Source organism: Pseudomonas sp. FP597 (assembly GCF_030687435.1).
GTDB classification, from domain to species: Bacteria; Pseudomonadota; Gammaproteobacteria; order Pseudomonadales; family Pseudomonadaceae; genus Aquipseudomonas; species Aquipseudomonas lactucae.
The window spans coordinates 4630683-4644963 of record NZ_CP117432.1; the positions used below are offsets into that span (position 1 = coordinate 4630683).

Below are 14281 nucleotides of genomic sequence, written 5' to 3' on the forward strand. Positions count from 1 at the left end.
AAGGCCAGGTGAGTCTTTTCCCTGACCCTGCGTTGCTTTAGGGTGACGCTCACTGATCTTCAATCATTCGAATTCAGGACACCGCACATGACCACCTTGAACCAAGCCCACTGCGAAGCCTGCCGCGCCGACGCCCCGCAAGTCAGCGACGAAGAACTGCCGGTACTGCTCAAGCAGATCCCCGACTGGAACATCGAAGTGCGCGATGGCGTGATGCAGCTGGAAAAAGTCTTCCTGTTCAAGAATTTCAAATTTGCCCTGGCCTTTACCAACGCCATGGGCGAAATCTCCGAAGCCGAAGGCCATCACCCAGGCCTGCTCACCGAATGGGGCAAAGTCACCGTGACCTGGTGGAGCCACTCCATCAAGGGCCTGCACCGCAACGACTTCATCATGGCCGCACGCACCGACGAAGTGGCCAAGAGCGCCGAGGGCCGCAAGTAATGCATTTCGATGCCATAGGCCGTGTTCCCGGCGACCCGATCCTCGGGTTGATGGACCTGTATGCCCAGGACCCCAACCCGAACAAGTTTGATCTGGGCGTAGGTGTCTATAAGGACGACCAGGGCCTGACGCCGATTCCGGCGTCGGTGAAGCGGGCGGAGCAGCGCCTGGTGGAGCAGCAAACCACCAAGACCTATATTGGCGGCCATGGCGATGCAGCCTTTGGCGCGCTGATCAGCGAACTGGTGCTCGGTGCCGGTTCAGCCCTGATCCGCGACCGCCGCACCGGTGCCACACAGACACCTGGCGGCACCGGTGCCCTGCGCCTGAGCGCCGATTTCATCGCCCACAACCTGCCCGGCCGTGGCGTGTGGTTGAGCGACCCGACCTGGCCGATCCACGAAACGCTCTTCGCCAAGGCGGGAGTCAAGGTCAGCCATTACCCCTACGTGGGCGCGGACAACCGCCTGGATGTGGCGGCGATGCTGGCGACGCTCTCCACCGTGCCCAAAGGCGACGTGGTCCTGCTGCACGCCTGCTGCCACAACCCGACCGGTTTCGACCTGTCCCAGGATGACTGGCGCCAGGTACTGCACATCGTGCGCGAACGCCAGTTGCTGCCACTGATCGACTTCGCCTACCAGGGCTTTGGCGACGGCCTGGAGCAGGACGCCTGGGCGGTGCGGTTGTTTGCGGCTGAACTGCCGGAAGTACTGATCACCAGTTCGTGCTCGAAGAACTTCGGCCTGTACCGCGACCGTGTCGGCGCGTTGATCGTATGTGCGGCGGACGCGGAAAAACTCACCGACGTGCGCAGCCAACTGGCGAATATCGCCCGAAACCTGTGGTCGACGCCGCCGGATCATGGGGCTGCGGTGGTAGCGACCATCCTCGGTGACGCCGAGCTCAAAGCCCTGTGGAGTAGCGAAGTCGAAGCCATGCGCGCACGAATCGCGCAGTTGCGTTCCGGGCTGGTGGACGCACTGGCACCCCATGGATTGGCTGAGCGATTTGCACATATCGGCGCGCAACGCGGGATGTTTTCCTATACCGGCTTGAGTGCCGAGCAAGTGAAGCAACTGCGCGAGAAGCACAGTGTGTATATGGTCAGTTCGGGACGGGCCAACGTGGCGGGAGCGGATGCAACGCGGTTGGCGCTATTGGCCCAAGCCATCGCAGACGTCTGCAACTGAAGAAACCGCTTCCAAATGAGGGAGAGACTGGCTCCCTCCCACATTTGGACTGTGGTTGACCTTCAGTTTGTGACCATCTCAGCCTTGAGCAGTGCCGCTCTGGCCTGTGCATCCGCCAATCGATACAACTCGATATGCCCATCCCAGTGCTCGATCAACGCCGTGCACGACTCCACCCAATCCCCGCAGTTGAGGTAATCCACCTCGCCCACCTTGCGAATCTCGGCATGGTGGATATGCCCGCACACCACGCCATGCAACTCGCGCTTGGTCACTTCATGGGCGATGGCCTCTTCAAAATCGCTGATAAAACTCACCGCGGTTTTGACCTTGTGCTTCAAATACGCCGACAGCGACCAATAGCCATAGCCGTACCGCGCCCGCCAGTGGTTCAGCCAGCGGTTCAAGGTCAGGGTGAACTCGTAGGCCGAGTCGCCGAGAAATGCCAGCCAACGGTGATAGCGGGTGATCACATCGAACTGATCGCCATGAATCACCAACAGGTGACGGCCATCGGCGGTCACGTGCACTGCCTCGTCGACCAACTGGATATTGCCCAGGATCAGCTTGGAGTAGCGGCGCAGGAACTCGTCATGGTTACCGGTAACGTAGATCACCTCGGTGCCACGCTTGGCCATCGTCAGCAGGCGGCGGATCACGTTGGTGTGGGCTTGAGGCCAATACATGCCGCCGCGCATTTTCCAGCCGTCGATGATGTCGCCCACCAGGTACACCTTGTCGGCGTGGTAACCCTTGAGGAACTGCGACAGGTGTTCGGCCTGGCAATCCCGGGTGCCCAGGTGCACATCGGAAATCCACAGGGTTCGCACCCGCTGCTTACGGCTGGGCTGGGTGAACTCGGCACTGCTCATGGGCATCCCTCGGCGCTGTTTTAGCGAGCTTGCGCCCTGGCGATTAATAGCCCATGACAACGGTGCGTCAGTCTGATGACAGCGATGAGCACATCACCCTGTCAGGCAAAACGCGCCGCAGCCCAAAGACATCGGCACGACCAACCCTTTAGACTGCAAGGCGGTTACCTCGTCCGTTCAAAGGATTGCAATGACTCCCCGCTCAGCCCTCGGCGCCCTGCACATCGGCGCACTGATGTTTGGCCTTACCGGCGTGTTCGGCAAACTGGCGGCCGCCTCGCCGTCGATCATCGTATTTGGGCGCGCCGTTTTTGCCGTGCTGGCGCTGGCGGTATTTGCCCGGTTTGCCAGCAACACCGCCTGGAAAACCCTTGAGCCACGCGACTGGCGACGCCTGCTGGTCAGCGGCGTGTTGCTGGCGGCGCATTGGGTGACGTTCTTCATCGCGGTCAAGGTGGCCGGTGTGGCAGTTGCCACGCTAGGGTTCACGGCGTTCCCGGCGTTTACCGTGATCCTTGAAGGGCTGATCTTCCGCGAGCGCATCCGCACCAATGAAATCGTCCTGGTAGTACTGGTCAGCGTTGGGCTGGTGCTGGTGACGCCGGATTTCAACCTCGCCAGCGAAGCCACCGGCGGCCTGCTGTGGGGCATCGCCTCAGGGCTGTTGTTCTCCCTGTTGTCGCTGAACAATCGCGCCAGTTCCGGGCGAATTCCGGCGGTACAGGCCGCGCTGTGCCAGAACGTGGTGGTTGCACTGTGCCTGCTGCCGGTGGCGGCGCCGGGGCTGGCGCACGTGCGGGCGCTGGACTGGTTGTGGATCGGCCTGCTCGGCGTGTTCTGCACCGGCCTGGCCCACAGCCTGTTTGTCGCCAGCCTCGCGGTGATCAAGGCGCGTACCGCCTCGGTGGTGTTTGCCATGGAGCCGGTCTACGGCATCACCGTGGCCTGGCTGTTGTTCGCCGAGACGCCCACCCCGCGCATGCTGCTGGGGGGCGCATTGATCATCGTCGCCATCGTGCTGTCGGGGCTGATGGGCAGTGCCAGCCAGGCCAAGCCGCCGGTTACGGCGGCCTGATCTATACTGTGCGCATCCGCAACAGTCTGTCGTCGTTCACCGGATAAGACTCCTCGACGACAGCCATGATGTTTGAAGTTGCTGCAAGCGAGTGGTCACTCCCTAAACGCTATGCAGGAGTTTCAACATGGAAATGCTCATCAACGTGCTGGTCCAGGTCATCAGCGGCGCCGTTGGCGGTAATCTGGCCGGCATGACCAAACAGAGCCTGGGCACCGGGCCCAATACCATCATAGGCACTATCGGAGGCCTGCTGCTGGGCCAGCTAATGTCAGCGCTCACCGGCACCGCCGGCGGCGAAGCACTGGATGTCGCGGCGGTCGGCAGCAATATTCTCGGCGGTGGCTTCGGAGGCCTGGTGTTGACGTGGCTCGTGGGCTTCATCAAAAGCAAGATGGCCGACAAGTAGCCACGCGCGTACCGGTCACCGTGCGGCAGCGGCGGTGACCTTCACTGCGTGCGCTCGTTATGCCCCAGGTCGCGTTGCGGGTCGATCCGGTCGCGTACGCGCTGCTTGAGCACCTTGGCTTCGGGAAACCCGCCGTCAGCCTTGCGCTCCCAGATCTGCACGCCGTCGCAGGTAATACGAAACGCGCCGCCCGTTGCAGGCTCCAGCGACACTCTGCCCAGGTCTTCGGCAAAGGTGCTCAACAGCTCCTGCGCCAGCCAGGCAGCGCGAAGCAGCCATTGGCATTGGGTGCAATAGGTGATGACGATCTCGGGTTTGCTCACGGACATGGTTTGACTGACTCCAGGCATGACAAGGGAGGCGGATCGGACGGCTATAATACCGGCCTTTGTCGCCCAGCCTCGAGATTCATGATGCGCCGCCTGTTGTCCTGCCTGTTCCTGTGCCTCATCCCTTTGCTTGCCGACGCCGTCGAGCCGCCACGCCCTAAAATCGGTCTGGTGCTGTCCGGCGGCGCCGCCCGTGGCCTGGCGCATATTGGTGTGCTCAAGGCGCTGGAGGAACAGGGCATTCATATCGACGCCATCGCCGGCACCAGCATGGGCGCGGTGATCGGCGGGCTGTACGCCTCGGGCTACAAGATCGACGAACTGGAAAAGCTCGCGCTGAGTATCGACTGGCAACAAGCCCTGTCCGATGCGCCGCCCCGCGAAGACGTGCCGTTTCGACGCAAGCAGGATGACCGGGATTTCCTGGTCAAGCAGAAGCTGAGCTTTCGCGATGACGGCAGTCTCGGCCTGCCACTGGGCGTGATCCAGGGCCAGAACCTCGCGCTGCTGCTGGAAAGCATGTTCGCCCACAGCAGCAACACGCGAAACTTCGACAAGCTGCCCATCCCCTTCCGCGCCGTGGCCACCGATATCACCACCGGCGAAAAAGTCGTGTTCAGCAAGGGGCACCTGCCCCAGGTGATCCGCGCCAGCATGTCGATCCCGGCAGTGTTCGCGCCAGTGGAGCTGGATGGCCGTTTGCTGGTGGACGGCGGCATGACCGATAACATCCCGCTGGATGTGGCGCGGGAAATGGGCGTCGACATTGCTATCGTGGTCGACATCGGCACCCCGCTGCGCTCACGCAAGCAACTGGCCACGGTGGTGGACGTGCTCAACCAATCCATCACCCTGATGACCCGGCGCAACTCCGAAGAACAGCTCAAGGCCCTGCACCCCAAGGACGTGCTGATCCAGCCGCCGCTGAGCGCTTACGGGGTGACGGACTTCGGCCGTGCCAAGGACATGATCGACGCCGGCTACCGCGCCACCCGCGCCCTCGACCTGCGCCTGGCCCACCTGCGCCCCGCCGAACCCATCGACCCGACGCTGGTCGCGGCACGCACGCCGGGTGAGCGCACCCCGGTGATCACCGCCATCAAGGTGGAGAACGACTCCAAGGTCAGCGACGACGTGATCCGCTACTACATCCGCCAACCTCTGGGCGAACCACTGCACCTGGGCCGCCTGCAAACCGACATGGGCACTTTGTACGGCCTGGATTACTTCGAGCAGGTGCAATACCGCGTGGTGAAAAAGGGCCAGGACAACACCCTGGTGATCAGCGCCCGCGGCAAACGCGCCGGCACCGATTACCTGCGCCTGGGCCTGAACCTGTCGGACGACATGCGCGGCGACAGCGCCTTCAACCTCGGCGCCAGCTATCGCATGAACGGCATCAACCGCCTCGGGGCCGAATGGCTGACACGCGTGCAGATCGGTGATCGGCAGGAACTGTACAGCGAGTTCTACCAACCGATGGACACCGGCTCGCGCTACTTTGTCGCGCCCTACCTCAGCGCCCAGGCGCAGAACGTCGAGCTGATCCTGGACAACGACCCGATCTCCGAATACCGCCTGGAACGTTACGGCTTCGGCTTGAATGTGGGTCGACAGATCGGCAACAGCGGCGAGATCCGCTTCGGCGTCGGCGAGGCCTGGGGCAAGGCGGACGTGCGCATCGGCGACCGTAACTTACCCAGCGTGAGCTTCAACGAAGGGTTCTACGAACTCAAATATTCCTTCGATTCCCTGGATAACGTGTACTTCCCCCACACCGGCGAGGACATCGGCCTGGCCTTCCGTGAGTTCGAACCGGGGCTGGGCTCGGACCAACGCTACCGCCAGTGGGAATTCAAGCTGGACAAGGCCATGAGCCATGGACCGGACACCCTCGTTCTGGGCGGACGCTACGGGCGCACTCTGGATGGTGCGGACGTGGTGATTTCGAGCTTCCTGCTGGGCGGTGCGCGGCAGTTGTCGGGGTTCCGCCAGGATGCGGTCTCGGGGCAGAACATCAGCCTGATGCGTGCCGTGTACTACCGCCGGCTGACGCCGCGTTCGTACCTGCCGCTGGATTTCCCGCTGTATATGGGAGCGTCGCTGGAACGGGGCCGGGCGTGGAACAACGACAACGAATTCGACAGCGGCTATATCAACGCAGCGAGTATTTTCCTCGGGTTTGATACGCCGTTGGGGCCGTTGAATTTCAGCTATGGGTTCAATGACGACAATCAGAAGGCGGTGTACCTGAACCTCGGCCAGACGTTCTAGCGCCACACACACATCCACTGTGGGAGGGACATTTGTGGTGAGCGGGCTTGCCCCGCTACCACAACAAACCCGCTCACCACAGCAAACCTGCCTGGGATAAATCAGCGTTCAGGTCAGGACTTTTCCAGATTCGCCAGAATGTGCCCGTGCACCCGCATGCACACTCTCAGATCCTCTTCATTCACCCCCACGAATAGCTCATGACGCAGGGCCGTGGCGATGGTCTCAATCTGCTCGATCAACGGCCGGGCGGTGTCACACAGCAAAATACGCTTGGCCCGGCGGTCTTCCACCACGGCCTGGCGTTGCACCAGGCCCTGGCTTTCGAGGCTGTCGAGCAAGCGGGCCAGGGTTGGCCCTTCTACGCCGACGCTTTGCGCCAGTTCACGCTGTGTGGGTGCTTCTTCAAAACGAGCCAGGTGCAACAGCACCAGCCAGCGCGCCTGGGACAAACCCAGCCCCGCCAAACGGCGGTCCAGCTCGGCGCGCCAACCTCGGGACATTTGCGCCAGCTGCATGCCAAAACGGTGTTGATCGGTTAAAGGCATAAAAAACTCATGATTTAGACTGAAAATAAAGTGTGGCTAATTATTAGTCAGCTAAGCATGAGCCTTGCCCGTAGGCAAGCGTCGCTATGTACTGATTCGTTACATTGTCGTAATTGGCACACTAAATTTCGAATTCAGACTGCAAAGCGGCCCGCACACAGTACAAAACACCTTCCGGCACACGCCCGGCAAACAGCGGCGCGATCTCGGCAACCGGTGGCAATTCGCCCTCTCCATCAAGAAACGCATCCTGGATCTCACCGAGCAAATCTTCCGGCAAATCAAGGCCCTGCTCCAGCGACAACTGCTGTTTGCCGATGGCTTCGGCAAGCAAGGTGTAGACGTTTTTTTCCGAGCATTGCAACTGGCCGGCGATCTGGATCGGAGTCATGCCGGCACGTGCCAGGCTGATCAGTTCGTGGCGAATATCGGCGATTTCCTTCGGCGCTTCAGCCTGGCCGCCGAGCACTTCGAGGAAGGCCTGGCCGTAGCGCTCCAGCTTGCGCGCGCCCACACCGCTGACCCGCGCCATTTCCGCCATCGTGGTCGGCTGCTCGCGCAGCATTTCCAGCAACGTGGAGTCGGGGAAAATAACGTAAGGCGGCACGCTGTGCTCCTGCGCCAGTTTGCGCCGCAGGGTGCGCAAGGCTTCCCACTGCTCGCGCTCTTCACCGCGCACCAACTGACTGGCCTGGCTGGTGCTGGTCTTGGCGGTAGTCTGAGGCTTGAGGTCGCGGCGCAGCTCCAGGCTCACCTCACCCTTGAGCAGCGGCCGGCAACTGTCGTTCAGGCGCAGGCCGCCATAACCTTCGATATCGATATCCACCAGGCCGCGCGCGACCATTTGCCGGAACAGCGAACGCCACTCGCCTTCGGCGCGGGCTTTGCCGACGCCGTAGACCGAGAGTTTTTCGTGGCCGAAGCTGCGCACCTTTTCGTTGTCCTTGCCCAGCAACACATCCACCAGATGGCCCACGCCATAGCGCTGGCCGGTACGGTAGATAGTCGACAACGCCTGGCGCGCGGGCTCGGTGGCATCCCAGGTCTGCACGCCGTCGATACAGTTGTCACAATGACCGCAGGGCTGGGGCATGTCTTCGTCGAAGTACGCCAGCAAGGTCTGGCGACGGCAGCGGGTTTCTTCACACAGCGAGAGCATGGCGTCGAGCTTGTGCTGCTCCAGGCGCTTGTGGCGTTCGTCACCTTCGGAGTTCTGCAGCATCTGCTTGAGCATCACCACGTCTTGCAGGCCATAGACCATCCACGCATCCGCCGGCAGGCCATCGCGACCGGCACGCCCGGTTTCCTGGTAGTACGCCTCCAGGGATTTGGGCAGGTCCATGTGAGCCACGAAGCGCACGTTGGATTTGTCGATGCCCATGCCGAACGCGATGGTCGCCACCATGATCAGGCCTTCCTCGTTGAGAAAGCGCTTCTGGTGAGCGGAGCGTGTTTCATTCGGCAAGCCCGCGTGATACGGCAGCGCCGGGTAGCCCTGCTCACAGAGAAACGCGGCCACCTCATCGACCTTCTTGCGTGACAGGCAATAGACGATGCCCGCATCGCTGCGCCGCTCGGAGAGAAACGCGAGCAATTGCTTGCGCGGCTGCTCCTTGGGCACGATGCGGTAGAAGATATTCGGTCGGTCGAAGCTCGACAGAAATCGCTCGGCGTTCTGCAGGTGCAGGCGCTCGACGATTTCTTCGCGGGTACGCTTGTCGGCGGTGGCGGTCAGGGCGATACGCGGCACGTCGGGGAACAACTCGGCCAACTGACCCAGTTGCAGGTATTCGCGACGGAAATCGTGACCCCATTGCGATACGCAGTGGGCTTCATCGATGGCGAACAGGGCGATTTCCAGGCTCTGCAGGAACGCGAGCATGCGTGGCTGCACGAGGCGCTCGGGAGCCAGGTAGAGCATCTTCACTTCACCGCGCTTGATGCGCGCGGCCAGGTCGCGCTGCTGCTCGGCACTGAGGGTGGAGTTCAGGGCGGCGGCGGCGACGCCGAGCTCCTCCAGGGTCGCGACCTGGTCGTCCATCAACGCGATCAACGGTGAGACCACCACGGCCAGACCGTTGCGCAGCAACGCCGGCACCTGGAAGCACAACGATTTACCGCCACCGGTAGGCATCAATACCAGCGCGTCACCGCCGCTGGCCACGCGCTCAATGATCGCACCCTGGCGGCCACGAAAACTGTCGTAGCCGAAGATGTCCTTGAGGACGCGTTGAGCCTGCTCGAGCATGTATAACTCCAAAAAATAGTCCCGAAACCCTCTGTACAGGCTGGCCGAAAAAATACGCGCTCACGGAAAATAATCCGTAAGCGAAGTTTTCGCGGACTGGCGCCTGGCCTGCACGGGCATCACAAAACGCGGCAGTATACCCGAGCGTCATCCGCCAAAGGGCACCACTGACGAATTGCAGCCCGTCTCTAAAACCCGGCAAATCTGCATGGCGACTGGCTTGGGCGCGCAAGAACGCCTAGAATTCAGCATCGTTTATTCCCAAGGTAGTCCTTCAATGTCCTTCGCTGAGCAACTAACCCGCCTGCAAGCCTTCCTCGACGCCGACGAGCTGCATGACGAGGCGCTGGACTACGTGGCCGCCCACGGCTACCTGACCGCCCTGTCGATTTGCGCCGAAGAGGTTCCCGATCGCGAGTGGATCGATGCACTGTTCGCCGAAGAGCCACACTACGCCGACGACGCCCAGCGCGAAGAAATCGAAGCCACCCTGCTGGCCCTCAAGGCCCACATCGGTCGCCAACTGGCTTCCGACGAGGAATTCGAGCTGCCCTGCGAGCTGGACCTGGGTGAAGACCCGGACGACTCCGACCTGCGCGGCTGGTGCATCGGGTTCATGGAAGGCGTGTTCCTGCGCGAAGCCGCCTGGTTCGAAACCGCCGAGGAAGAAGTCAGCGAAATGCTGTTGCCGATCATGGTCGGTTCCGGCCTGTTCGACGACCAGCCGGAGTTCTCCGACATCGCCGCCGACGCCAACCTGATGGACGACATGATCGTCCAGATCCCGGAAGCCCTGACCGCGCTGTACCTGCTGTGCAACGCACCTGACGAAAAACCGGCGATCCTCAAGCCACGTCACCACTGAGCCGTTTGCCCGTGACACCCATGGGCAATCGCTCGCTGCTCCTGCGTTACGCGCTGCTGGCCATCGGCTGGTTGAGCGTAGCGCTGGGAGTGATCGGCATTTTCCTGCCGGTGTTGCCGACCACGCCCTTCCTCCTGCTCGCTGCCGCCTGCTTCGCTCGAAGCTCCCCGCGCTTCTACCAGTGGCTGGTGGATCACCCGCGCCTGGGCCCGTGGATTCGTGACTATCTGGACGGCAATGGTATCCCGCTCAAGGGCAAGGTCTACGCCATCGGTTTGATGTGGCTGAGCATCAGCATTTCCTGTTACCTGGTGCCGCTGCCATGGGCGCGCGGGTTCATGCTGACCAGTGCCGTGCTGGTAACGATCTATATCCTGCGCCAGAAAACCCTGCCCCCTCGATAAGCCGCGACATCACGTCGCGCTCAGACCATGGTCGACACTGACTAACCCCAAGCATCATGCGAGACTGTCCAACCGGGCCTGGACGGCCCGGGCGTTCTTATGCTCGGAGTTACCATGACGCTGTCCAGCGGGCTGATCGCCGCCGTTGCCCTGGCCTATATGGCCATTATGTTCGCCATCGCCTTCTACGGTGACCGTCGCCATGCGCCGCTGCCGCCACGCATGCGTGCGTGGGTGTACAGCCTGTCGCTGGCGGTCTACTGCACCAGTTGGACCTTCTTCGGCGCCGTAGGCCAGGCCGCCGAACAGCTGTGGGCGTTTTTACCGATCTACCTGGGACCGGTGCTGTTGATGGTGCTGGCACCCTGGGTCCTGCAGAAGATGACGCTGATCAGCAAGCAGGAAAACATCACGTCCATCGCTGACTTTATCGCCGCGCGCTACGGCAAGTCCCAGTCCCTGGCGGTGGTGGTCGCCTTGATCTGCCTGGTGGGTGTGTTGCCCTACATCGCCCTGCAACTCAAGGGCATCGTGCTGGGAGTGAACCTGCTGATCGGTGCCGGGGCGGACACCACCGGCACTCGCGCCCAGGACACGGCGCTGATCGTGTCACTGGTGCTGGCCCTGTTCACCATTGTGTTCGGCACGCGCAACCTCGACGCCACCGAACACCATCGCGGCATGGTACTGGCCATTGCGTTTGAGTCGCTGGTCAAGCTGTTCGCCTTCCTCGCGGTCGGCGCGTTTGTGACCTACGGCCTGTATGACGGTTTCGGCGACCTGTTCAGCCAGGCGATGCTCGCGCCACGGCTGGAGGAATACTGGAAGGAAACCGTCAACTGGCCGTCGATGGTGGTGCAGACCGGGGTGGCGATGATGGCGATCATCTGCCTGCCGCGACAATTCCATGTGACGGTGGTGGAGAACATCGACCCGCAGGATTTGCGCCTGGCCAAATGGGTGTTCCCCGCCTACTTGATCCTTGCCGCGCTGTTTGTCGTGCCCATCGCCCTCGGCGGCAAAATGCTGCTGCCCGGCTCGGTACTGCCGGATTCCTACGTGATCAGCCTGCCCATGGCCGAAGCCCATCCGGCACTCGCAGTGCTGGCGTTTATCGGCGGCGCCTCGGCGGCCACCGGCATGGTGATTGTGGCGAGCATCGCCCTGTCGACCATGGTCTCCAATGACATGCTGCTGCCCTGGCTGTTGCGCCGCTCCAGCGCCGAGCGGCCGTTCGAAGTGTTCCGCCACTGGATGCTCTCGGTGCGCAGGGTCAGCATTGTGATCATCCTGTTGCTGGCGTATGTCAGCTACCGCTTGCTGGGGTCTACCGCGAGCCTGGCCACGATCGGCCAAATCGCGTTTGCCGCCGTGACCCAACTCGCTCCCGCCATGCTCGGCGCGCTGTACTGGAAGCAGGCCAACCGGCGGGGGGTGTTTGCCGGGTTGGCTGCCGGTACATTCCTGTGGTTCTACACGCTGGTCCTGCCGGTTACGGCGAAAAGCCTGGGTTGGTCCCTCAGCCTCTTCCCTGGACTGACATGGCTGCATTCGCACCCGCTGGGGCTGTCCGTCACGTCGTTGACGCTGGGCACCGTGTTCTCGCTGGCGGGTAATTTCACCCTGTTTGTGTGGGTGTCGATGCTGTCGCGCACGCGAGTGTCCGAACACTGGCAGGCCGGTCGCTTTATCGGCCAGGAAACCAGCCCGCGCGCCAGCGCGCGCTCGATGCTGTCGGTGCAGATCAGTGACCTGCTCAGTCTTGCGGCGCGTTTTGTTGGTGAAGAGCGTGCCCAGCAGAGTTTCATTCGCTTCGCTTATCGCCAGGGCAAGGGCTTCAACCCCAACCAGAACGCCGACAACGACTGGATTGCCCACACCGAGCGCCTATTGGCCGGTGTACTCGGCGCCTCGTCGACACGCGCAGTCGTAAAGGCAGCGATTGAAGGCCGGGAAATGCAGCTGGAGGATGTCGTACGTATCGCTGACGAAGCGTCGGAAGTCCTGCAATTCAACCGCGCGTTGCTGCAAGGCGCCATCGAGAACATCACCCAGGGCATCAGTGTGGTGGACCAGTCCCTGAAGCTGGTGGCCTGGAACCGCCGTTACCTGGAGCTGTTCAACTACCCGGAGGGGTTGATCAGCGTGGGCCGGCCGATCGCCGACATCATCCGCTACAACGCCGAGCGCGGCCTGTGCGGGCCGGGCGAAGCCGAAGTGCATGTTGCGCGACGCCTGCACTGGATGCGCCAGGGCCGTGCGCACACCTCCGAGCGTTTGTTCCCCAATGGGCGAGTGATCGAGTTGATCGGCAACCCGATGCCCGGCGGTGGTTTTGTCATGAGTTTTACCGACATCACCGCGTTCCGCGAAGCCGCGCAGGCGCTGACCGAGGCCAACGAAGGCCTGGAACAGCGCGTGGCCGAACGCACCCATGAACTGTCGCAGCTCAATGTCGCGCTCACGGATGCCAAAGGTGTGGCGGAATCCGCCAGCCAGTCGAAAACGCGCTTTCTCGCGGCCGTCAGTCACGATTTGATGCAACCGCTGAACGCCGCACGCCTGTTCTCCGCCGCCCTGTCCCACCAGAACGAAGGACTGTCCAGCGAAGCCCGGCAACTGGTGCAGCACTTGGACAGTTCGCTGCGCTCGGCCGAAGACCTGATCAGCGACCTGCTGGATATATCGCGCCTGGAAAACGGCAAGATCAACCCGCAGCGCCAGCCCTTTGTGCTCAACGAGCTGTTTGACACCCTGGGCGCCGAATTCAAGGCACTCGCCCAGGAGCAAGGCCTGCGCTTCCGCCTGCGTGGCAGTCGCTTGCGGGTGGACAGCGACATCAAGCTGTTGCGGCGAATCCTGCAGAACTTTCTGACCAACGCCTTTCGCTATGCCGACGGCCCGGTACTGCTTGGCGTGCGCCGACGCAAGGGCGAATTGTGCCTGGAAGTCTGGGACCGTGGCCCCGGCATTCCGGTGGATAAACAGAAAGTGATCTTCGAAGAGTTCAAGCGCCTGGACAGCCATCAGACCCGTGCTGAAAAAGGCCTGGGCCTGGGCCTGGCGATTGCAGACGGACTGTGCCGCGTGCTGGGCCATCGTCTCCGCGTGCGCTCATGGCCAGGCAAAGGCAGCGTATTCAGTGTGCGCGTTCCGTTGGCCCGCAACCAGGCCAGCCCGCAGGTCAAGCTCCCCCAGGAAACCGGTCTGCCGCTGAGCGGCGCGCAGGTGCTGTGCGTGGATAACGAAGAGAGCATCCTGATCGGTATGCGCAGCTTGCTGACGCGCTGGGGTTGCGAGGTATGGACCGCCAGCGACCAGGCGCAATGCGCCGCGTTGCTGGCCGAAGGCGTACGGCCACAACTGGCGCTGGTGGATTACCACCTGGACCACGGCGAAACCGGCACTGAGTTGATGGGCTGGCTGCGCGCGCAACTGGCAGAGCCGATTCCCGGCGTGGTCATCAGCGCCGACGGCCGTCCGGAGATGGTCGCCGAGGTGCATGCGGCGGGGCTGGATTACCTGGCCAAACCGGTCAAGCCTGCGGCTTTGCGCGCGTTGATCAGTCGGCATTTGCCGCTTTAGAACGGCTGTACTCAGTCAAAATCTGGGAGGGGCAC

12 protein-coding genes are annotated in these 14281 nt (G+C 62.2%); 8 read left to right on the top strand and 4 right to left on the bottom strand.

Features of this window, described 5'->3' with window-relative positions; genetic code table 11:
* Nucleotides 1-87: 87 nt before the first annotated feature.
* Nucleotides 88-444 (top strand): 4a-hydroxytetrahydrobiopterin dehydratase, encoded by a 357-nt coding sequence (locus tag PSH66_RS21075; protein ID WP_003175337.1) that lies wholly within the window; start codon nt 88-90, stop codon nt 442-444.
* Nucleotides 444-1637 (top strand): amino acid aminotransferase, encoded by a 1194-nt coding sequence (locus PSH66_RS21080; RefSeq protein ID WP_003175338.1) that lies wholly within the window; start codon nt 444-446, stop codon nt 1635-1637. The genes PSH66_RS21075 and PSH66_RS21080 overlap by 1 nt, the downstream gene beginning before the upstream one ends.
* 62 nt (nt 1638-1699) lie before the next feature.
* Here PSH66_RS21080 and PSH66_RS21085 read toward each other — a convergent pair whose 3' ends face one another.
* A complete protein-coding gene (locus PSH66_RS21085; RefSeq protein WP_003175339.1) occupies nt 1700-2509 on the bottom strand; it encodes a UDP-2,3-diacylglucosamine diphosphatase in 810 nt (269 codons plus the stop codon).
* Between the two features lie 190 nt (nt 2510-2699).
* Here PSH66_RS21085 and PSH66_RS21090 point away from each other — a divergent pair, with 190 nt between their 5' ends.
* Together PSH66_RS21090 and PSH66_RS21095 are read left to right on the top strand one after the other, a co-directional pair.
* Nucleotides 2700-3584 (top strand): DMT family transporter, encoded by an 885-nt coding sequence (locus PSH66_RS21090; protein WP_305427587.1) that lies wholly within the window; start codon nt 2700-2702, stop codon nt 3582-3584.
* A 127-nt stretch (nt 3585-3711) separates the two neighbouring features.
* Entirely contained in the window at nt 3712-3993 is a 282-nt protein-coding gene (locus PSH66_RS21095; RefSeq protein ID WP_003175341.1) for a hypothetical protein, read from the top strand.
* Nucleotides 3994-4034: 41 nt separating this feature from the next.
* Here PSH66_RS21095 and PSH66_RS21100 read toward each other — a convergent pair whose 3' ends face one another.
* Nucleotides 4035-4322: a SelT/SelW/SelH family protein gene (locus PSH66_RS21100; RefSeq protein WP_003175342.1), complete on the bottom strand. Its 288-nt coding sequence runs from the start codon at nt 4320-4322 to the stop codon at nt 4035-4037.
* Between the two features lie 84 nt (nt 4323-4406).
* Here PSH66_RS21100 and PSH66_RS21105 point away from each other — a divergent pair, with 84 nt between their 5' ends.
* A complete protein-coding gene (locus PSH66_RS21105) occupies nt 4407-6596 on the top strand; it encodes a patatin-like phospholipase family protein (RefSeq protein WP_078734126.1) in 2190 nt (729 codons plus the stop codon).
* A 113-nt stretch (nt 6597-6709) separates the two neighbouring features.
* Here the strand turns inward: PSH66_RS21105 and PSH66_RS21110 are convergent, their stop codons facing one another.
* Both PSH66_RS21110 and recQ read right to left on the bottom strand, forming a co-directional pair.
* Nucleotides 6710-7144 (bottom strand): MarR family transcriptional regulator, encoded by a 435-nt coding sequence (locus PSH66_RS21110; protein WP_003175344.1) that lies wholly within the window; start codon nt 7142-7144, stop codon nt 6710-6712.
* 121 nt (nt 7145-7265) lie between these two features.
* Nucleotides 7266-9392: a DNA helicase RecQ gene (gene recQ, locus PSH66_RS21115; protein WP_003175345.1), complete on the bottom strand. Its 2127-nt coding sequence runs from the start codon at nt 9390-9392 to the stop codon at nt 7266-7268.
* Nucleotides 9393-9669: 277 nt separating this feature from the next.
* Here recQ and PSH66_RS21120 point away from each other — a divergent pair, with 277 nt between their 5' ends.
* From PSH66_RS21120 to PSH66_RS21130, 3 genes are all read left to right on the top strand, one after another.
* Nucleotides 9670-10257 carry a YecA family protein gene (locus PSH66_RS21120; RefSeq protein WP_003175346.1) on the top strand — a complete coding sequence of 196 codons (588 nt, stop codon included), beginning with the start codon at nt 9670-9672 and terminating at the stop codon, nt 10255-10257.
* 20 nt (nt 10258-10277) lie between these two features.
* On the top strand, nt 10278-10661 hold the full coding sequence (locus PSH66_RS21125; RefSeq protein WP_042945088.1) for a YbaN family protein: 384 nt from the start codon (nt 10278-10280) through the stop codon (nt 10659-10661).
* A gap of 114 nt (nt 10662-10775) precedes the next feature.
* Entirely contained in the window at nt 10776-14246 is a 3471-nt protein-coding gene (locus PSH66_RS21130) for a PAS domain-containing hybrid sensor histidine kinase/response regulator (RefSeq protein WP_305427588.1), read from the top strand.
* Nucleotides 14247-14281: the final 35 nt, after the last annotated feature.